This window comes from Leptospira noumeaensis (assembly GCF_004770765.1).
Classification (GTDB): Bacteria; Spirochaetota; Leptospiria; order Leptospirales; family Leptospiraceae; genus Leptospira_A; species Leptospira_A noumeaensis.
Genome location: NZ_RQFK01000026.1, coordinates 668,413 through 687,913, shown reverse-complemented (window position 1 = coordinate 687,913; position 19,501 = coordinate 668,413). Strand labels below are relative to the sequence as shown.

Here is a 19,501-nt window from a genome sequence, read left to right as displayed (position 1 = left end):
TTTATCCTAATTCCGATTAAAGATCTAAATTTGCAACTTTGTATGAATTCGCTTCAATGAAACGACGGCGTGGAGATACTTCATCACCCATAAGGATATTGAATGTATCTTCTGCTTCTACAAAATCTTGTAACTTTACTTGTAACATAACTCGTTCTTTTGGATCCATTGTGGTGTCCCAAAGTTGTTCAGGGTTCATCTCCCCGAGTCCTTTGTATCGTTGGATCGTTACTTTGTCATTGGATCTTGCTTTTAGGATTTCATCCTTTTCGCGATCGGAATAAACATAAACCGCTTCGCGACCAAATTTCAAAAGATACAACGGAGGTTGTGCAACAAAGAGAGAACCTGTTTCAATAATGGGTTTCATATACCGAAAGAAGAAGGTAAGTAGTAGAGTTCTAATATGAGATCCATCCACGTCCGCATCTGTCATAATGATGATTTTTTTATAACGAAGTTTATCGATATTAAACTCATCATCACCGATTCCCGTTCCCATAACTGTAATTAGGGTTCGAATTTCTTCATTCGACAAAATTTTATCCAAACGAGCTTTTTCCACGTTTAGAATTTTACCTTTCAGAGGAAGGATGGCTTGGGTATTTCTATCCCTACCTTGTTTTGCAGATCCACCAGCCGAGTCCCCCTCGACAAGATACAGTTCACAATGTTCAGGATCTTTTTCGGAACAGTCTGCTAACTTTCCAGGAAGGCCACCACCTTCTAAAACCGTCTTACGTCTTGTGAGATCTCGTGCTCGTCTCGCTGCTTCCCTTGCTTTGGATGCTAGAATACATTTCTCTAAAATCTTTTTAATGACAGCAGGATTTTCTTCAAAGAAACGATTGAGCCCTTCACCCGTGATCGTTTGCATCAGACCCTTCACTTCTGCGTTCACTAACTTTTCTTTTGTTTGTGAGTTGAACTGTGGTTGTGGAATTTTAATCGATATCACAGCGCAAAGGCCTTCTTTGATATCATCCCCTTGTAAACCATTGGGTTGTTTTTTGAAAAGGATTTGGTCTTTCTTTAAATGGTCATTTAAAGTTCTTGTGAGAGCAGTTCGAAAACCTTCTAAGTGAGTTCCACCTAGGTTGTTATTAATCGCATTGGTAAAACAAAAAATGTTTTCGCTGTAAGTATCGCAGTATTGAAGAGCAATTTCTGCCCAAACATTTTCCTTTTCGCCCACAAAGTGTAAAACTTTATGTAAAGGATGTTTTGCATCCGTGATGTATTCAACGAAGGAAACAATTCCGCCATCAAACTTAAATTCATGTTTCGCAACTTCTTCTTTTCGTTGGTCTTCGATACGAATGAGTAACCCTTTGTTTAAAAAAGCAATTTCTCTAAATCTTGCAGAAAGGGTATCAAAAGAAAAATCAACAGTTGTAAAAATTGTGTCGTCCGCTTTAAAACGAACGACTGTTCCGCGGTGAGTTGTATCACCAATAATTTTTACATCTTCAATAGGAACACCAGCTTGGTATTTTTGGTAATGGAGTTTTCCATCTTGGTGGACTTCTACTTCTAAATAAGTAGAAAGAGCGTTCACCACAGAAACCCCTACCCCATGCAAACCACCCGATACTTTATAAGCATCGTTTTCAAACTTACCACCGGCGTGTAGTATAGTTAATACCACCTCAATGGTAGACTTACCTTTATCCGGGTGAATTCCTGTGGGAATTCCGCGACCATTATCCCGAACTTCAATGATATGGTCTGGTAAAATGCGGACATCAATTTCTGTACAATGGCCAGCCATTGCCTCATCCACAGAGTTATCCACAACCTCATAAACCATCTTATGTAGGCCGGACTCATCTTGGGTTCCGATATACATTCCGGGGCGTTTCCGCACCGCTTCTAGACCCTCTAGGATCTTAATTTTCGAGGCTGAATAGGCGTTTGGATCGGTTTGGTTGGACATAGATTTATAAGATACCCTATAGGAAGTATCCTAGAAAGACCCTCGAAGGGCAAGTGAAATCGGGGAGATTTAAGTGACTTAAGACCTGGGATTTTGGAATTCGTTTCCTGTTTTAAATTGAATTTTTTCCAATAAAACTGGGTTCGTAATTGAGTTCACTTTCGCTAAAAGTTCTGTCTTTTGGAACTCTAATTCCTGGGAGATCATCGAGTGACGACAAACAACTGTGAGTTTTTTTCCATCAATGGATTTGGGAAAACTCTGCTTTCCAAAGTAATCACCTACTATGTCATTCCATTTGAGTCGTAATGTTTTCAGAATTTGATCCCGAAAGACAGCTTCCCTATCCATACCCATTTTTTCCAAACTTTGAAATAGTTCTGAGAGTTCGACCTTTTTCATTTCTCTGAAAACACCTTTACTTTTCCCGCTTCCACTTGGTAAATTTCTTTATCAACTGTTAGGTTTCCCACATATTCATGAATCCCTTCTAAATCTGTGGTGGTAAAAAATGCCTGACCACATTCAGAAATCAAATTCACAAAGTATTCTCTTCGTTTCACATCTAGTTCCCGAATGATATCATCAATCAGTAGAACGGGAGCTTCCCCCGTCGTATCACGGATCATTTGGAAACACGCAGTTTTTAGAGCAATGACAGCACTTCGTTTTTGACCCTGGGATCCAAATCCACTCAAATCTTTATCATCAAAACCAATCGGTAGCGTGTCGCGATGATTACCGCAACTCGTGTAACCGATGGCTCTGTCTTTACGTAGATTATCGGTTAGTTTTTGTCTATGTTCTTCTTTGGATGCGATATTGGGTTTGTAAGTTAAAAAGAAGGGATCTTTTCCAGAACTTAACTGTTGCAAATTTTTATGAAAGTATCCAGCTAAACTTTCAATGGTTTTGGTTCTAATTTCACGAATTTCTGCATCGTGTTGGATGATTGGTTCATCCCAAATTCCGATTTCCCGATCTGTAGAATTATCTTTTTTTAAAGTAGCATTTCGTTGTTTCAACAAACGATCATACTCAATGAGTTGTTTTAAATAATAACGATTGGTGGATGAAATAAAGGCATCTAAAAAACGACGACGTTCGACATTCCCATCTTCAATGATGAGGATGTCAGGTGGACTCATCACAATCGAACGAAAGTATCCTACATAGTCAGAGATTTTTTTAAACTCTTCTCCATTGACTTTCAGTTTCTTTCGTTTGGAATAGGAATGTTCAATTCCATACTCAAATAAATAATCAGTTTCTTCGGATTCAAATTCAGCACGAATGAAAGTATCTTTTGTATCCCAACGAAGGAGTTGGTTTTGGTCTGATTCGCGAAAACTTTTTAAATAGGAAAGAAGTGAAATCGATTCGAGAAGGTTTGTCTTACCTTCTCCATTGTTTCCAATAAAAAAGATAAGACGTGATTTGAATGTTAACTGAGTTTCTTCGTGGTTGCGAAAATTCTTTATGTAAATTTTCTTTAGAAACATTAAAGTTTCATTGGCATAATGACAGAAACAAAGTCGCTATCAGAAGGATCCTTAAAAAGAACAGGAGCACTAGAAGTTGTGAATTCTAAAATCACTTCAGGATCATCCACAGCTTTGACTACATCACTCAAATAATCTCCTTTAAACGCAATGGTGATTGCTTCTCCATTGTATTCAATTGGCATATTGTGATCAAACATCATCGTTCCAGGATTGGAAGAACTGATATTGACATTTCCTTTAGTAAAAGCCAAACGAATTTGTTTCGAAGGTTCTTCTGCAGAAATCAAAGCTTGTTTCAAAAATGTTAAAAAGTCAGCTTTTACAACTCGAACCGATTCTGAAGTTTGTTTTGGAATGACTTGTTCGTAATCAGGAAAGTTTCCATCAATGAGTTTGAAAAGAAGTTCTACGTTTCCGGAAGAAACATAAATTTGTTCTTCTACAAATCCAATCTTTGCAGTCTCTTTTCCTTCCATCATTTTAAGCATTTCACGAACTGCTTTGTGAGGAATGATCACACCATTTTTGAATGGGAATTGTTTTGGAAACTTACGAACGATTTTAGAAAGACGACGTCCATCCGTTCCAACAACAATTAGATCAGTATTGTCTGGTTTTAAAAAGAGACCATTGAATACAAAACGTGTTTCTTCAATCGCCATCGCATAAGAAGTTTTACGAAACATTTCACGAATGGTCTGGCAAGGAAATTCAACAACGCTTGTCTCATCTACTTTTGGAATGGTTTTGATATCTTCAGAATCAATTCCATTGACTTTAAACTTAGTGTCCATCTTACCACTGGCATCAGTGATAGTTGTTTCCGAGTTTTCTGATTGGTCAGTGGTTGTGAGCAAACTTGTATCAAAGTTTAAGTTTTTAAAAATACTCGATAGCTGTTTCGCAGGTAAAGATGCTGTTCCTTTTTCTCCGATTGTGGAAGGAACAGATGTTTTGATCGCGATCTCGAGATCGGTAGCAGAAAGATAAACTTCATTTTCACCTGTTTGGATTTTGAGATTGGAGAGAGCAGATTTAATTTCTCGAACTGAGATGACTCCATCCACTGAGTTGATTGCTTTTAGGAATTCTGTAGTATTGACAGTGAATTTCATTTTTCCTCTTCTTCTTATTTATATTATATATCTTTATATATATTATGTCGTTTCCGTTGGTTCTGTCAGTATGTCGATAAAGCCTGGAAACATCAATTTTTATTGAATTATGTCAGGATTTTTCCTTTTTGCAACTGTCAATATTTATGTCACTTTGAACAGGTTGGGAAAAATTTAAGGGACAATAAGGACTGACTATGTCCTATCGACAGTTTATCGACAGGTAATGGTCGGATTAATCACAGGTTATTGGAAACTTATCTTGTGTTTGATGGTATGAAACAGGTCTTCCCATTGTGGGTCTGTTTTCATACGCTCTTTGAATTTATCGATTCCGTGGATGACGGTCGAATGTGTGGTTGAAAAAATTCTTCCAATTTGTGCCTTCGGAACATGGAGGACATCGTGCAGGAGGAGCATACAAAGATGCCTAGGCGGAATGAAATCTGCTTTCCGACTCTTTCCTAACAAATCCTTGCGAGCGACATTGGATCTTTCGCAGACAAGATCAATGACCATATCGGGGCTGAATCCAATTCGTTTTTTATTCGTCAGAAAACGTGCTTCGGCAATTTCCTGAATTTTTTCTTCCGTGAGTAAAAAGTATTCATAAGCTTTTTTGTATAAAACCAAATCGTTTACGATTCCAATCAGAGCCCTTGAATCCCCTTCCAATCGTTCGGCAAGCCAAAGAAGAAGTTTGTCACTGGCCGGAATATTGAATTCAGAAAAATTGGCTCGCAAAAGTTCGATCCGCAGTGCCAAGTCATGTGATTTGATATCCGCTTGGAGACCGTGCACAAACCGAGATTTTAGCCTTTCGTGTAACGGGAGTTCGTAACTTGGTCTATCGGATGCAATGATAATCTGGCGTTTTCTATCATAAAGGAAATTGAAGAGAGCAAAAAACTCTTCTTGGGTTTTCTCAGCCCCACCATTTAAAAATTGAATGTCATCAAAGAGTAAAACATTATAAGACTGGTATCTGATTTTGAAAGATTCGAGTGACTCGCGGTTATTCTGACGAACCGTAAAAATAAACTCATTTAAAAACGAGGTACTATTTACATACCGTACAGTCTTCCATGGATCTTTCTTTTTGATCTCGTTTCCGATGGCATGCAATAGATGGGTTTTGCCCACACCCACTGGTCCAAAAATATACAATGGGTTGTATTTCCCTGGTTGTTCTGCTACACTTTTTGCGGCCGTATAAGCAATGCGGTTGGAATCAGAAGTGATATAATTACTAAAAATAAACTCTGGATTTAGATCCGAGTCGGATTCATCAAATTTGGATTGGATGACTTCCTTAAAAATCTGTGTGGATGATTCTGATTCAGCGAGAATGGATACTTTGAATCGATCACCTACTACTTGATAAACGGCGTCTTCAATGAAACTTGTGTATTTGGTTTCCACATGGCGTTTGATTCCTGTGGAAGGAGCCGTTAAGTGAACCACCTGGTTCTCTGATTTATCGAATTTGAGTGGTGCAATGAAATTAGAAAAGTACTTGGGAGGTATCTGTTTCGATATTTCTTCTAAAATTTCTTCCCAACGTCTTTCCAAGTTTCCCCGCCCTAAATGTGAAATCGGGTACTATACTTTTAGCAAGTAGGTAGAATTCAAATGAAAAATCCGAAAACGATCCAAACTAGAAAAAATAGTCGAACCGAATAAAAAAATTATGTCCCTTAAGTGATTTGACTGGAATTTACCTTATAATTTGCGTTAGGTGTTCTTTATTTCAATTGCTGACTTTACGATAACAATCGGCTTTTTATTACTATGTTGCTAAACGTAAAAATAACTGTGATAAAAGAACATACTCGAGTGCAGGAATTTCATAATGTAGTTTCATTTTAAAATCTAAGATGGCTTCAATCCTTCCTACATTGGCTTCAAAGTTTTTTTGTCTGTATTCATAAAGAAGTAACAAACAAATCATCTCTAAAAAATCAATTCCGGTTAGTCCTTCTTTGTTGGAGCGAAATTCTCCCAGTTGGTCTCGCACCCAGTTTTCCAATTTAAAAAGTAAAATGGAATCGTGACAATGTTCCCTTACATTCTCATGCCATTCTTCCAAAAACTCATCAGAGATTTCAAAGGGATTGAGTGATCCACCATAATAAAGTTTGGATTCAGTCATTTCATTTCTACGAATTTTTTTGATTTCGTTTTGAGGGAGATAGTTGAAAGGAACACAAACTGATCGAGAGACAATGGTTGGTTTTAAGTTTTTTAAATCGTTAACGATGAGAATGAACTTTGTATGAGGTGGAGGTTCTTCCAAAGTTTTTAGAAGAGTGGTTTCTGCTTCATTATTAATGCGATTTGCTTCGGGAAATAAAACCACTCGGTAATCTGATGTATGTGGTTTGAAAGGAATCCTCGCTGATAACAACCATCGGATGGTAAAATCTTCTGGATCTTTTTCTTTTCCAATGGCTATGTTTTTTCTTCTCGGAAATTGAATGAAGTCGGGATGCACACCTTTCATAAATTGTCTGCAAGAATCACAAACCCCACAAGAGGTTCCTTCTAAACAAAGAAGTTGTCTCGAGAATCTTTCAGCGGCTGTCCACTTCCCCACCCCATCGGGTCCGTAAAAAATGATAGATCCAGGAATTCGTGACCTATCATTTAAAAAAGATTTTAAGTAAGTCAGTGCAACATCTTGGCCTGACACTTGGTCGAATGAGAACAAAGCATCAGCCATTGGTCTTTAGTATACCGGTGTCAGCCAATTCATATAACTTGGTTGTTCACCACGAACCGCTTCAAAAAAGATAGATTGGATTTTTTTGGTGATGGGTCCGATGTTTCCATTTCCAATCACACGACGATCCACTTCTTTCACCCAAGCCACTTGCACACCTGTTCCTGAAAAAAATAATTCATCAGCAATATAAAGTTCAGAACGAGCAATGTCTCTTTCCACAACTTGGATCCCTAAGTCTTTTGCAATTTGAATGATACTTCTTCTTGTGATCCCTTCTAAAATTGAAGAAGGAATTGTCGGTGTATGGATCACTCCATCACGAACGATAAATAGATTTTCTGCAGAACCTTCCGATACAAAACCTCTAGCATCTAAAAAGATAGCTTCATCCATTCCATTTTGAACGGCTTCTGATTTCGCAAGAGCTGAGTTCACATACCCACCACTTACTTTAGAAAGAGTAGGAATTTGGTTATCAGAAAATCTTTGCCAAGAAGATACAATGGTTGTCAGTCCATTTTGAGTATCGAGGTAATCATCCAACTTCAAAGCATAAACGGTGATGTCTGCTTTTACGTCATGAAAACGTGGTGAGAGTTGTAAGGCAGAAGTGTAAATGAAAGGTCTTAAATATACATTTTGTTTTGCTTCATTTTTACGAAGCAGATCCAAAATGATGGATTGGATCTCTTCCGGTGTGATCTGAATTTGTAACTGCATGATCTTTGTGGAGTTCACGAGTCGTTTGCAATGTTCTGGCAATCGGAAGACATAAAGATTTTTTTTCGCTTCGTTGTAGTAACCGCGGATTCCACCGAAGACACCTGTCCCATATTGTAAGGCGTGGGTTTGGACACTGACTTTCGCGTCCTCGGAAGGAACAATCTTTCCTTCAAAGTATGTGTAAGGGAATGAATTCTGAGCCATTGAGATTCCTATCCTTCCAATCTTCTGAAGTTTCAAAATTAGAAAATGAATTTTATCTTTTTTTCTCTCGAAGCATAGGCCGATGCTTTTGATATCGTTCTAAGGAGTAGATTTTCTGATCCCACTCCCTCGCAATTTTTAAGAACTGAATCACTAAGAAGACATAATATGAATCCATCCTTTTATCCCAACCAATTTGATTGTATCGTTGTTGGTGCCGGTCATGCCGGAACAGAAGCTGCCTATATCTCTGCCAAAGCAGGACTCAAAACTTTACTGATCACAATGAACTTGGATACCATCGGACAGATGAGTTGTAATCCTGCCATCGGTGGAATTGCAAAAGGACATATGGTTCGTGAAGTGGATGCTCTTGGTGGACTTATGGGTCGGGTGATTGATCAAACTGGAATTCAATTTAAGATGTTAAACACATCGAAGGGTCCTTCGGTTTGGGCCCCCCGTGCACAAGCTGAGAAAAAACAATACCAGCTCATGATCAAACACCAGTTGGAAAAATTAAAAACTCTCTCCATCCGACAAGACACGGTTGAAGATTTGATTGTGGAAGGAAACCAAGTGACTGGTGTTATCACTGGTCGTGGATTTACTTTTTATACAAATCATGTGATCCTAACCACAGGAACTTTTTTATCCAGTGTGATTCATATTGGAACTTACCAAAAAGAATCAGGTCGGATTGGGGAACCTACAACCAAAGGTCTTTCCCATACACTCGCTCGTTTTGAATTAAAGCTCGGAAGACTCAAAACAGGAACTCCGGCTCGTGTTCATAAAAATTCCATCAACTTTGATGGACTCGATGTGCAAGATGGTGATGAGAACCCTCGTCCCTTTTCTTTTTCAACTAGTAAGATCGATCGCAAACAAATACCTTGTTACATCACTTATACCAACGACACCACACATGAACTGATCAAACAAAACTTAGAATACTCACCGATGTATTCGGGTCAGATCAAAAGTGTTGGCCCAAGGTATTGTCCTTCGATTGAAGATAAGGTCGTTCGGTTTGCGGAAAGAGATCGTCATCAAATCTTTATCGAACCGGAAGGATATGAAACCAACGAGATGTATCTCAATGGTGTGTCCACAAGTTTGCCCGAGGAAGTGCAATGGAAGTTTCTTCGAAGCATCAAAGGTTTAGAAGAAGTGGAACTCATGCGTCCGGGTTACGCCATCGAATATGATTTTGTAGATCCAACAGAACTAAACCCAACTCTCGAAACCAAAAAAGTAAAAGGCCTGTATCATGCAGGTCAAATCAACGGAACTACCGGGTATGAAGAAGCCGCAGCACAAGGACTGGTTGCTGCATACAATGTGATTCGTTCTGTCAGAAAGGAAGAACCAATTCTTTTCAAACGAAGTGAATCTTATATCGGAGTGCTTGTGGATGATTTGGTTTATAAAGGTGTGGAAGATCCTTACCGAATGTTCACAAGTCGCGCCGAATATCGATTGCTTTTACGCCAAGACAACGCCGACCAAAGACTCATGCAATATGGATATGAGATGGGACTTGTAGACGAATCTCTCTATACAGATATGAAAGATCGTTATGCTAGGATCGATAAAATCAAAACCCAAATGTTTGTAACATCGATGAAGCCAACAGAGGAACTCACAAAAGTTTTAGAAGAGAAGAAGATTGAAAATTATAAATTTGGTCACACGGTAGCTTCGTTTTTAAAACGATCTGATATCAAAATTGAAGACATCGAAACTTTTCTTCCTGAACTTCAAAACCTAAACGAAGATGAGAAAGCTGTTTTAGAAATGGAAGTCAAATACGAAGGTTATCTGAAACGAGAGTTGGAGACGATTGAATACCGTAAGAAGTTTTTAAACTTTCAGATCCCGCCTGATTTTGATTACGCCGCTGTGAAGGGTTTGAAGACGGAAGCTGTGGTGAAGTTAGAAAAACACCGTCCTATGAATTTAGAAAATGCGCTTCATATCTCTGGGGTGGATCCTTCTGATGTGGATCTTCTCCTCTATCATTTGGTGGACAGACGATAGAAATCGAATTCTGAAAAAGAATCACAAAGTTATCGATTCAAATTTTTCCTTAATTAAAAAACCAAGAAGGACTCCCCTCTTGGTTTTTGTTTCTCATCTATGAATCTGTTCATTTGAATTAGAAATCTTTAGGTTCATTCATCATACTGCGTTTCATAATTTGCAGTCTTCAACTACCGTTGGTTCCGAACTTACAATTTGAAAGCTACTTCTATCGATTGCCAATATGATCTGCTGAAATTGACTCTAATCTTTTCTATTCGTAAACAAGCACATGGGTCTTTTCCAAGATCCAGTTGTCCCCTTGTTTCACGTGAAACGAATGTGACTCCAGACTTCCATCTGCTTTGTATTTGAGTTTGTGAACCCGGCGGTTGTCACCTTGGAAGAATTCTCTCTCCACTAGGTTTCCTTTTGCATCAAACTTAAAATGAATTTCACCAAGACCTTTTTTCTTATCATCATTCAGATATTGAATTTGAACATTAGGACGTTTTGGATCGATTTGGAATCGGAAAGATTCATTGTCTTTGGTTTCTAAGTTCTTTCCTTCAGCAGCAAAAACATTTCCTTCACCATCGCTCTCAATGGAATAGACAATGAGCAATCTACCTTCACCATCTTTCACATTCATCTTTTTCAAAGCGCGTCCTTTGAATTGGAAATCCTTTCGTTCGACTAGATGACCACCGTTATCATAAACTTCTTCGCTCGAAAGTAAACCATCGGTATAACGAAAAGATGTTTTGCCGTCACCCTTCCCTTCTTTATCAGAATAAGTTTCGGTGATTAATTTTCCGTCACTGTTGTATTCATATTCTGCGACATAAACAACCTGACCTTCGCCGTTACGAACGATCTCTTTGTTAGGAACTTTTTTAACTTTTTTAAACAAGTAAGCATCTTTGTGGGACCACTTGCCGGGTGTGTAACCTAAAATAGGAAAGGAAAGGATGATTAAAAAACTAATGATTCGAATCATGGAAAAGAGTTCTCCTACAGGAGACATCGGCGAATTCATTTAAAACGATAATACGATTATGTCAGAAAAAACCATCCAAGAAGAAATCCAAACCATCATCCCCGATCTGTTCCCCAAGTTGGAGCCAGAGTTTGATTGGGAACTAGTGAAAAACTTTTACGAGTTTCTCAAACGAGACAACGAAAAAGGAGGATTTTTTTCTCGAAATGATTCAGAGAAGATTCTCGAGAGACATATTATTGAATCTTTGATCTATGTTTGGAAACTAAAAGTCAGCGGATATGTTTCACGTGAAACAAATGTAGCTGATGTAGGAACTGGGCCAGGTCTTCCCGGTTTTCTTTTTGCTCTCTTAAAAAAAGCGCCGCATGTTTTCCTCGTCGATTCACAAAAACGAAAACTTGCACTTCTTGAAACAGAAATCGAAACGGGAAGTCTTTCCAAAGTCAAAAAGCGAGTGGAGTTTATCTACGCGCGGACAGAAGAAATTAATTCTAATTTTGATGTAGTCACTTCCAGGGCGATGGTTCCCTATCCATACATTGCTGAAGTCACAACACGAATGGTAAAACAAAAAGGAATCTTATGTCCCTTCCTTGCCCAACCCTACCAAGATTTGGATAAAGAAACAGAGGTTCTTAGCAACAACGGGTTCTTTATGAAAAAAGAAATTCCCATTCCTGAATTAGAGTTTGTGGGAAAGAGACATATAAAAATACTACAAAAGAATTCCCTTCCTAAAAAGGGATTCCCCCGCGACTGGAAAGAAATCGTAAAGGAGACGAAAAGCAAGAATGGGTAAAATTGTTTCTATCAGTAATCAAAAAGGTGGAGTCGGTAAAACGACAACAGCGATAAACTTGGCATCCAATCTTGTTGATTTGGGAAAAAAAGTTTTGCTCCTTGATATCGATCCGCAGGGAAACTCAGGCTCAGGTCTTGGGTTGGAAGTGCAGTCTTTACAAAAAACAACTTATGAAGTTTTGATTGGGGAACTTTCTGCAAGAGAAGCGGTTCAAAAAACTTTCGTAAACAATTTGGATATCATTCCTTCCAACATCAACCTCTCCGGTTTGGAAGTGGATTTCCTTGGAATGGAAAGAAAGGAATTCAAGTTGAAAGATGCTTTGGCATCTGTGAAAGAATCTTATGATTATATTCTAATCGATTGCCCACCTTCTCTCGGTGTTCTTACTATCAATGCCCTTTGTGCCTCTCAATCTGTGATGATCACTTTGCAAACAGAGTACTTTGCTCTCGAAGGATTGTCGCAGTTGATGCGAATTATTTCTCTCGTGCAGTCACAATGGAATCCATCCCTCGCACTTGAAGGAGTACTTCTCACGATGTATGACAAACGAACCAACTTAGCAAACCAAGTTGCTGAAGATGTTCGCAACTATTTCAAAGAGAAAGTTTATGAAACTGTCATTCCAAGAAATGTAAAATTGTCAGAAGCACCTTCTTTTGGAAAACCAATCAACTACTATGATCCAGATGGTGTGGGTGCAAAAAGTTATAAAAGTTTAGCGGAAGAAATTGTAGGGAAGGCATAACGTTATGGCACTCGGCAAAGGAAAAGTTTTAGGAAGAGGACTTGGGAATTTAATTCCCGTAAATGAAAACAACGTTGAGATTTCTAAAGACGAACAAACTGGTTTAAGAGAAATTAAAGTCACAGAAATTTTACCGAACCCACACCAACCAAGAAAGCAATTTTCGGATGCCTCCATCCAAGAGTTATCTAATACAATCGTGGAACATGGAGTGATCCAACCGATCGTTGTACAAAAAAATCCTTCAGGTTCAGGATTTCTATTGGTAGCCGGTGAAAGAAGATTACGTGCATGCAAACTTGCAGGTTTCGCAAAAATCCCAGCAATTGTTCGCGATCTTTCAGAAGCAGATATGATGGAACTTGCCCTCATTGAAAATATCCAAAGAGAAAATCTAAATCCGATGGATGAAGCTTTGGCTTATCAGGCAATTATCGACAAACGAGGGTTAAAGGTAACAGACCTTGCCACTCGTGTGGGAAAAAACAGAGCTACCATTTCTAACTTAATTCGTCTTCTTTCCCTTCCTAAATTATTACAAGACTTAGTGAAGGAAGGAAAACTTTCCGAAGGACAGGCTCGCCCTCTTCTCTCTATCCCTGATCCAAAAAAACAATTGGAAGTGGGTCAGAAAGTGATCGCCGAAGGTTGGAATGTTCGCGAGGTTGAGAACTTTGTTTCAAACCTTTTGCACCCTGATAAAAAATCTAAACCTACTTCTTTTGGTGCTGATAAACGAGATGCGAGTATTGTAAAATTAGAATCCAAACTCAGAAACAAATATAGTTCCAAAGTGGAAGTTGCCCACAATGAAACGAATGGAAAAGGGAAAATTGTTTTTTCTTATGCCAATCTAAATGATATGGAAAGGATTTTAGAGCAGCTCGGTGTGAAACTGTAGTTTCGCCAAACGTTCATACAATTCACTTTTTCGAATGAGTTCGTCATGGGTTCCGACGGACTCAATTTCCCCTTCTTTAATTACCACAATCTGATCCGATTTCACAACTGTAGAAAGTCTATGAGCTATCATAATGGTTGTTCTTTCTTTCACTAAAAAATCCAAAGCCCTTTGGATCATTTGTTCTGATTCCGAATCGAGAGCGGATGTTGCTTCGTCCAACAAAAGAATTCTTGGGTTGCGAAGGATGGCTCTTGCGATAGCGATTCTTTGTTTTTGTCCACCAGAGAGTCTAGTTCCTAAATGTCCTAAGTTGGTATCATACCCATCAGGAAGTTGGTTTAAAAATTCTGTGACATAGGCGTTGGCTGCGGCCTTTTCGATTTCTTCAAAACTTGCATTTGGTTTTCCGTACGCGATGTTCTCTCGCAAAGTTCCACTAAAGAGAATGGGCTGTTGGGGAACAAACCCAATGAGAGATCTCAAATCTTTCAAAGTTAATTCTTTTAGATCAACACCTTCGATGGAAATCTTTCCGGCTGTAGGATCGTAGAACCTAAGGATGAGTTCAAAGAGTGTACTTTTTCCACCACCGGAGGGACCAACGAGGGCAGTAGTTTTGTTGGCAGGAATTTCTAAATCAATTCCGCGAATGGCTTTGTGTTCCGGACGTGAAGGATACGAAAATTCCAAATGATCCAAATTGATTTTTAGTCCTTTCTTTTCAGTGGAGCCGTTGAGAGATAAAGATCCATTCCCTTCCGTTGGAAGTAGTACGTCTGCGATTGGTTTTGGAAACTTTGGATCTTTAATTTCTGATTCTGATAATAAAAGTTCCATCAATCGTTCTGTGGCACCCGCGGCTCTTTGTAGATCTCCAAGAACCTCCGATACAGCACCGACACTGTTTGCTACCATAATCGCATAAAAAGAAAATGCGATGAGTTCCCCGCCTGTTATTTTTCCTTCGAGTACATCTGTTCCACCGATCCATAACATGACACTGATTCCAGTAAGGATGAAAAGAATGACTGCCGCAATGAGAAGAGCTCTTTGTTTGATGCGAGCAACTGCGACATCAAAAGCTGCTTCAACTGTATGAGAAAATTTTTCAATGTCTTCTTCTTGGTGGTGGAATGACTGAAGGATTTTTATATTGAGAAGGGATTCACTGACGTAAGTCCCAATGCTTGCAATTTTGTCCTGCGTTGTGCGCGATAAATTCCTTACTTTTTTTCCATAGAACAAAATCGGGAACACGATGAAGGGAACACTCAGTAACACAATCATAGTGAGTTTTGCATTGGTGATAAAAAGAAAAATAATTCCACCGACAAACATCAAAACATTGCGAAGGGCAATGGAGGCGGAAGATCCGATCACTGTTTGGATGAGTGTTGTATCCGTTGTGATCCGCGATTGGATTTCACCAGGAGAATTGAGCTCAAAAAAACTGGGATGGATGAAGATGATATGTTTGAACACATCCCTGCGAATGTCTGAGGCCACACGTTCCCCAATCCAAGAAACTGCGTAATGACGAATGTAAGTTCCAATCGCAAGGAAGATCCCCACTAGAATAATAAACGCAAGTGAGTAACCTAATTCTTGTTTGGATCTAGCAGAAAATCCTGCGTCCACTAAATGACGTAACCCTTGGCCAAGTCCCAAAGTCACTCCGGCCGTAAAAAGGAGAGCCAAGGAAGAAAGGGTCATTTGGAATCTGTAGGGTTTTAAATAAGAAAAGGTTTTAGAGAGGACACGGAGATTTTTTGACTTAGCGCGGTCTGGAGTATGCAAAGATTTATCCTTTTAGATCAACTAGTAGACCCCTAATTTCATCTAATTGTTTCAAAATCACGAACGCACTATTGTTGGGAGAAAACATTGTTTTGGCGAGTAGATCCAATTTTTCATCCACAACCTTTACATAACGTACGTCTTTTTGGTCATTTCGTCCACGCTGTGGTGCTTGCATGACCTTGTAATTTTTTTTCAAAATTAGTGCTGCGATTTGTTTGATGTGTTTTTTGTAGGATTCGAGATTTCTGTGATTGGGATCTTTGATGAGCTCTTTTTCCAAATCAGGTAAATCTTTCCATAGTTCGTTTAGCTCTCTGGTTTCTTCTTTTCCGGCCGGAACAATGGATTCTAAAATTTCTAAAAAACTCTGTTTGGATTCATCGACCGGTGCAAACGAACCTGAGAGTTTTTCTTTGGATCCTTTTTTCGCCTGAGTGGATACCGACTTAGGGTTGTTGTTTTGAATGATCATAAACCCGCCTAATGACGAGTGGGATTAATAGTGCATTTTCCGTGAAACACGACACCTTCTTCTACGATGAGGCGAGGAGTGACAATGTCTCCTTCCAATCGACAGCTAGAAAGTAATGTAACTCGTTCGGTTGCATAGATGTTCCCGCGAATTTCTCCACCGGCAACTACCACTCTTGCTTTGATATCTGTATCGACGATTCCAGATTTTCCTATAAGTACCTTTCCGGTAGTTTCGAGGACTCCACGAAATTTTCCATCGATACGAATGAGGCCAGGGAATTTGAATTCGCCTACGAACTCGGCGCCTTCCCCAATGATGCTATTAACTAAAAATTCTTCTTCTGTAGATGGATTCGGCATTATTCTTGAATTTGGTTGAGAAACGAAAACGGATTCAACGCTTGGGTACCAACATGTACTTCATAATGAAGATGGTAAATCGGATTTTCTGGTGATTTTCCAACATAACCTAAGATGTCACCCTTGGAGAGTTTTTCATTTTTCTTAACACGAATTCTATCAAGGTTGGAATAGATTGTTTTCCATCCAAATCGATGTGATAATTTTACATAGTAACCTGTAGCTGGAGAGTATCCAGTATCAAAAACAATTCCAGGAGCCGTTGCAATGACTTCGGCACCAGGAAAGGATCCAATGTCTAATCCTCTGTTGAGTTCTTCTTTTCCTGTCACTGGTGAAATGTATTTTCCAAAAGGAAATAATACATAACCTTTTGTTGGCCAAATGGACGGAGTGTTACGAATGATGCTCTTTCTTTTTTTGATGAGTTTGATGATCTCTTCGGAAAGTTCAGAGGATAATTTTAAATTATGAATGTCTTCTTTGATGCGAAAGGATTCATCAGTGATGTCGGACTGCGGTGTACCTTGTAATGCGAGAAATTGTCCTGCTTGTCCACCCATCCCTTTGGAAACTCGGGAAGGATCTCCGCCGAGTTTGATATAGAGGTTAGAAATTCTTTCGTAGTAGTATTGGATGGTTTCGTGAAGAGAGTTTACCTCTTCTTTCATCTTGGAAGATTGTCTGATAAAGTCTTTGTTGGTTAAATTGAGTTCTGTGAGTTGGTGGATGGATCCACTGTGAGATAAAACGTTCACAGCACTGATCACAAGTAGGATCACCATGATTCCGATGAAGATGGAAATGGCTTTGTAAGAGATCACAAAGTTAATTGTTTTTCGATCGGTGTGAGGAATGACCATAATTGTCAGACGTTCCCGACCTTTTTTGTCAAGATCCTCATAACGTTGGGATAACTTAAGCTTCCATTCCTGGACTTTATACCGTAATCGGTAAAAAATTAGATGTAGTCTTTGTTTTGCTTCCACGTTCTTTTATTGGCCTTCGACTATTTAAACAAAAGTTAATGCACCCACTATATCTTTCGATTGAATTTTCATTTTCATCCAGTGGAAATTACAAATCTTGCTATTTATGGGATATTCAACCATTGACACTCATTGCCACTTAGACATAATTCGGGAACAAGGCCAAGAGATTCAAGAAACTCTGGCGAAATCCCGAATGGCTGGAGTAGACCGTATGGTTCAAATCGGGATCGATTTACCAAGTTCTATCGAAGCGGTTCGTATTTCAGAAACTCATTCGAAAGATGATTTAGAAATTTTCTACTCCATTGGTTGTCACCCAACGGAAACTCATGAATTCCCTAATGCGGATCAAATTTTAGATTTAGCAAAATCCCGAATGAATGATTCCAAATTTTCGGCGATTGGCGAGATTGGTGTCGATCTCTATCATGATGCGAGCACACGATCTGCTCAGAATGAAGTTTTACGCAAATTTTTAGAATTTTCTTCTGAATATAAATTACCGGTTGTGATTCATTCCCGCGATGCATTTGAAGATACCTACGAAGCGTTGAAAGAATATAAATCAAAAGCCTTTGGTGTGATTCATTGTTTCACTTATGATTATGAAGCAGCCAAACAGTTTGTGGATTTAGGGTATTACGTTTCCTTTTCTGGAATTGTAACTTTTAAGTCAGCAACGGAAATCCAAGAAGCAGCACGAAAGATTCCTTTGGAAACCATCTTGATAGAAACAGATGCTCCTTTTTTATCACCGATGCCACATAGAGGCAAACGAAATGATTCTTCCCATTTGCCATTTGTTCTTGAGAAAATGTTTTCTTTGCGAACAGAAACCAATGCAGAAGTAGCAGATCGCATTTATCAAAATTCATTAAAATTCACACAAAGAAAGGCTTATCACCATGCTTGATATCAACCGTATTGTTCAAAACCCTGAAGAGTTACTTTCCACCTTACAAAAACGAGGTGTTGCCTCCACAGACATTGAAGCAAAAATTAAATCTATCTCTGAAAAACAAAGAAAGCTAAAACTAGAAGTGGAAGACCTTCGTGCTGAGAGAAATCGAGTTTCTAAAGAAATTGGAATTCAAAAATCACAAGGAAAAGATATCACAGAAATTTCAGCTTCGATGAAAGGAGTTGGTGATCAGATCAAAGCAATTGAAGAAGAACTGACCAAACAGGAAGAATCTTTGCATGATTTGAATCTAGGCCTTCCAAACTTACTGGATCCATCTGTTCCAGAAGGAAAATCAGAAGCAGATAATATACTTGTCCGACAGTGGGGAGAAATTCCTAAACTTTCCTTTGAAGCTAAAACCCATTTTGATATTGGTGAGGCTTTGGGAATTTTTGATTTCGAACGAGGCGTTAAACTTTCTGGAGCGAGGTTTTATACCTACCGTGGACTTGGTGCCAAATTAGAAAGAGCACTTATGAATCTAATGCTCGATACACATACTTCTGAAAATGGATATGAAGAGATGTGGGTTCCCGTTCTTGTGAATGATGAATCCATGACGGCCACAGGCCAACTTCCCAAATTTGCCGAAGATTTCTACCGATTGGAAAAAGACGGACTCAATTTGATCCCAACTGCGGAAGTTCCTCTCACCAATTATTACCGGGATGAAATCATTTCTGAAAAAGAATTACCTATTTCAGTTTGTGCGCATACTTCGTGTTTTCGCAGAGAAGCTGGATCTTACGGGCGTGATACACGCGGTCTTGTGCGAGTACACCAATTTCAAAAAGTGGAACTTGTGAAGTTTGTAGAACCAGAAACTTCGCAAAACGAACATGAAAAAATGCTCCAAGATGCCGAATCCATTTTGCAAAAGTTAAAACTTCCCTACCGTGTGATGTTACTTTGTAGCAAGGATATGTCCAGTGCTTCCTCCAAAACCTATGATATCGAAGTTTGGATGCCGGGTCTTGGCCGTTTTATGGAGATTTCCTCTGTTTCTAACTTCAAAGACTATCAAGCAAGACGGGGAAAAATTCGATACAAGTCAAAGGAAGGAAAAAACCTGCTCGTCCATACTCTGAACGGTTCCGGTCTTGCGATCGGTCGAACACTCGCGGCAGTGATCGAAAACTACCAATCAGCTGATGGAACCTTCCAAATTCCGGATGTATTGAAACCATACATTCGTTAGAAATTTTGGGCAGATGACCG

The 19,501-nt window shown here is 39.0% G+C and carries 18 protein-coding genes; 6 read left to right on the top strand and 12 right to left on the bottom strand.

Features of this window, described 5'->3' with window-relative positions; all coding sequences use genetic code 11:
* Positions 1-16: 16 nt before the first annotated feature.
* From gyrB to EHQ24_RS11340, 7 genes are all read right to left on the bottom strand, one after another.
* Positions 17-1,936, bottom strand: coding sequence for a DNA topoisomerase (ATP-hydrolyzing) subunit B (gyrB, locus tag EHQ24_RS11370; RefSeq protein ID WP_135601732.1), 1,920 nt, complete (start codon positions 1,934-1,936; stop codon positions 17-19).
* Between the two features lie 78 nt (positions 1,937-2,014).
* Positions 2,015-2,338: a DciA family protein gene (locus EHQ24_RS11365; RefSeq protein ID WP_135601731.1), complete on the bottom strand. Its 324-nt coding sequence runs from the start codon at positions 2,336-2,338 to the stop codon at positions 2,015-2,017.
* A complete protein-coding gene (gene recF, locus EHQ24_RS11360; RefSeq protein WP_135601730.1) occupies positions 2,335-3,438 on the bottom strand; it encodes a DNA replication/repair protein RecF in 1,104 nt (367 codons plus the stop codon). Before recF ends, EHQ24_RS11365 begins: the two co-directional genes overlap by 4 nt.
* A complete protein-coding gene (gene dnaN / locus EHQ24_RS11355) occupies positions 3,438-4,556 on the bottom strand; it encodes a DNA polymerase III subunit beta (RefSeq protein WP_004786738.1) in 1,119 nt (372 codons plus the stop codon). Before dnaN ends, recF begins: the two co-directional genes overlap by 1 nt.
* Before the next feature lie 246 nt (positions 4,557-4,802).
* The gene (gene dnaA / locus EHQ24_RS11350) at positions 4,803-6,128 is read right to left on the bottom strand and encodes a chromosomal replication initiator protein DnaA (RefSeq protein ID WP_135601729.1); all 1,326 of its coding nucleotides are present in this window, start codon (positions 6,126-6,128) and stop codon (positions 4,803-4,805) included.
* A gap of 217 nt (positions 6,129-6,345) precedes the next feature.
* Positions 6,346-7,278 carry a hypothetical protein gene (locus EHQ24_RS11345; RefSeq protein WP_135601728.1) on the bottom strand — a complete coding sequence of 311 codons (933 nt, stop codon included), beginning with the start codon at positions 7,276-7,278 and terminating at the stop codon, positions 6,346-6,348.
* Between the two features lie 6 nt (positions 7,279-7,284).
* Positions 7,285-8,208 carry a branched-chain amino acid transaminase gene (locus EHQ24_RS11340; protein WP_100743666.1) on the bottom strand — a complete coding sequence of 308 codons (924 nt, stop codon included), beginning with the start codon at positions 8,206-8,208 and terminating at the stop codon, positions 7,285-7,287.
* 168 nt (positions 8,209-8,376) lie between these two features.
* Between EHQ24_RS11340 and mnmG the strand changes: the two genes are divergently transcribed.
* Positions 8,377-10,251 (top strand): tRNA uridine-5-carboxymethylaminomethyl(34) synthesis enzyme MnmG, encoded by a 1,875-nt coding sequence (gene mnmG, locus EHQ24_RS11335; RefSeq protein ID WP_135601727.1) that lies wholly within the window; start codon positions 8,377-8,379, stop codon positions 10,249-10,251.
* Positions 10,252-10,507: 256 nt separating this feature from the next.
* On the opposite strand, the gene EHQ24_RS11330 is transcribed toward mnmG, so the two are convergent.
* Positions 10,508-11,233 carry a hypothetical protein gene (locus tag EHQ24_RS11330; protein WP_135601726.1) on the bottom strand — a complete coding sequence of 242 codons (726 nt, stop codon included), beginning with the start codon at positions 11,231-11,233 and terminating at the stop codon, positions 10,508-10,510.
* A 58-nt stretch (positions 11,234-11,291) separates the two neighbouring features.
* Between EHQ24_RS11330 and EHQ24_RS11325 the strand changes: the two genes are divergently transcribed.
* Genes EHQ24_RS11325 through EHQ24_RS11315 form a run of 3 tightly spaced genes read left to right on the top strand, consistent with a single transcriptional unit; the run spans position 11,292 to position 13,690 of the window.
* A complete protein-coding gene (locus EHQ24_RS11325) occupies positions 11,292-12,035 on the top strand; it encodes an RsmG family class I SAM-dependent methyltransferase (protein WP_135601725.1) in 744 nt (247 codons plus the stop codon).
* Positions 12,028-12,789, top strand: coding sequence for a ParA family protein (locus tag EHQ24_RS11320; RefSeq protein ID WP_100743669.1), 762 nt, complete (start codon positions 12,028-12,030; stop codon positions 12,787-12,789). The genes EHQ24_RS11325 and EHQ24_RS11320 overlap by 8 nt, the downstream gene beginning before the upstream one ends.
* A 4-nt stretch (positions 12,790-12,793) precedes the next feature.
* Positions 12,794-13,690, top strand: coding sequence for a ParB/RepB/Spo0J family partition protein (locus EHQ24_RS11315; protein ID WP_135572738.1), 897 nt, complete (start codon positions 12,794-12,796; stop codon positions 13,688-13,690).
* Here the strand turns inward: EHQ24_RS11315 and EHQ24_RS11310 are convergent.
* From EHQ24_RS11310 to EHQ24_RS11295, 4 genes are read right to left on the bottom strand one after another with little or no spacing between them, the layout of a single operon-like run.
* Positions 13,664-15,490, bottom strand: a complete 1,827-nt coding sequence (locus EHQ24_RS11310; protein ID WP_135601724.1) for an ABC transporter transmembrane domain-containing protein — start codon at positions 15,488-15,490, stop codon at positions 13,664-13,666. The two genes, EHQ24_RS11315 and EHQ24_RS11310, sit on opposite strands and share 27 nt — an antisense overlap.
* Positions 15,491-15,494: 4 nt before the next feature.
* Positions 15,495-15,965, bottom strand: a complete 471-nt coding sequence (locus EHQ24_RS11305) for a YaaR family protein (RefSeq protein WP_135601723.1) — start codon at positions 15,963-15,965, stop codon at positions 15,495-15,497.
* An 8-nt stretch (positions 15,966-15,973) separates the two neighbouring features.
* Positions 15,974-16,327, bottom strand: coding sequence for a bactofilin family protein (locus EHQ24_RS11300; RefSeq protein ID WP_100788910.1), 354 nt, complete (start codon positions 16,325-16,327; stop codon positions 15,974-15,976).
* The gene (locus tag EHQ24_RS11295) at positions 16,327-17,316 is read right to left on the bottom strand and encodes a M23 family metallopeptidase (RefSeq protein WP_135601722.1); all 990 of its coding nucleotides are present in this window, start codon (positions 17,314-17,316) and stop codon (positions 16,327-16,329) included. The genes EHQ24_RS11300 and EHQ24_RS11295 overlap by 1 nt, the downstream gene beginning before the upstream one ends.
* Before the next feature lie 106 nt (positions 17,317-17,422).
* Here EHQ24_RS11295 and EHQ24_RS11290 point away from each other — a divergent pair, with 106 nt between their 5' ends.
* Positions 17,423-18,232 carry a TatD family hydrolase gene (locus EHQ24_RS11290; RefSeq protein WP_208725756.1) on the top strand — a complete coding sequence of 270 codons (810 nt, stop codon included), beginning with the start codon at positions 17,423-17,425 and terminating at the stop codon, positions 18,230-18,232.
* Positions 18,225-19,481, top strand: coding sequence for a serine--tRNA ligase (gene serS, locus EHQ24_RS11285; protein WP_135601720.1), 1,257 nt, complete (start codon positions 18,225-18,227; stop codon positions 19,479-19,481). Before EHQ24_RS11290 ends, serS begins: the two co-directional genes overlap by 8 nt.
* Positions 19,482-19,501 lie beyond the last annotated feature (20 nt).

Bases quoted from the DNA above. Each gene is read 5' to 3' on its own strand.
- gyrB (WP_135601732.1), bottom strand. From the start codon at position 1,936: ATGTCCAACCAAACCGATCCAAACGCCTATTCAGCCTCGAAAATTAAG.
- EHQ24_RS11365 (WP_135601731.1), bottom strand. From the start codon at position 2,338: ATGAAAAAGGTCGAACTCTCAGAACTATTTCAAAGTTTGGAAAAAATG.
- recF (WP_135601730.1), bottom strand. From the start codon at position 3,438: ATGTTTCTAAAGAAAATTTACATAAAGAATTTTCGCAACCACGAAGAA.
- dnaN (WP_004786738.1), bottom strand. From the start codon at position 4,556: ATGAAATTCACTGTCAATACTACAGAATTCCTAAAAGCAATCAACTCA.
- EHQ24_RS11345 (WP_135601728.1), bottom strand. From the start codon at position 7,278: ATGGCTGATGCTTTGTTCTCATTCGACCAAGTGTCAGGCCAAGATGTT.
- EHQ24_RS11340 (WP_100743666.1), bottom strand. From the start codon at position 8,208: ATGGCTCAGAATTCATTCCCTTACACATACTTTGAAGGAAAGATTGTT.
- mnmG (WP_135601727.1), top strand. From the start codon at position 8,377: ATGAATCCATCCTTTTATCCCAACCAATTTGATTGTATCGTTGTTGGT.
- EHQ24_RS11330 (WP_135601726.1), bottom strand. From the start codon at position 11,233: ATGATTCGAATCATTAGTTTTTTAATCATCCTTTCCTTTCCTATTTTA.
- EHQ24_RS11325 (WP_135601725.1), top strand. From the start codon at position 11,292: ATGTCAGAAAAAACCATCCAAGAAGAAATCCAAACCATCATCCCCGAT.
- EHQ24_RS11320 (WP_100743669.1), top strand. From the start codon at position 12,028: ATGGGTAAAATTGTTTCTATCAGTAATCAAAAAGGTGGAGTCGGTAAA.
- EHQ24_RS11315 (WP_135572738.1), top strand. From the start codon at position 12,794: ATGGCACTCGGCAAAGGAAAAGTTTTAGGAAGAGGACTTGGGAATTTA.
- EHQ24_RS11305 (WP_135601723.1), bottom strand. From the start codon at position 15,965: ATGATCATTCAAAACAACAACCCTAAGTCGGTATCCACTCAGGCGAAA.
- EHQ24_RS11300 (WP_100788910.1), bottom strand. From the start codon at position 16,327: ATGCCGAATCCATCTACAGAAGAAGAATTTTTAGTTAATAGCATCATT.
- EHQ24_RS11290 (WP_208725756.1), top strand. From the start codon at position 17,423: ATGGGATATTCAACCATTGACACTCATTGCCACTTAGACATAATTCGG.
- serS (WP_135601720.1), top strand. From the start codon at position 18,225: ATGCTTGATATCAACCGTATTGTTCAAAACCCTGAAGAGTTACTTTCC.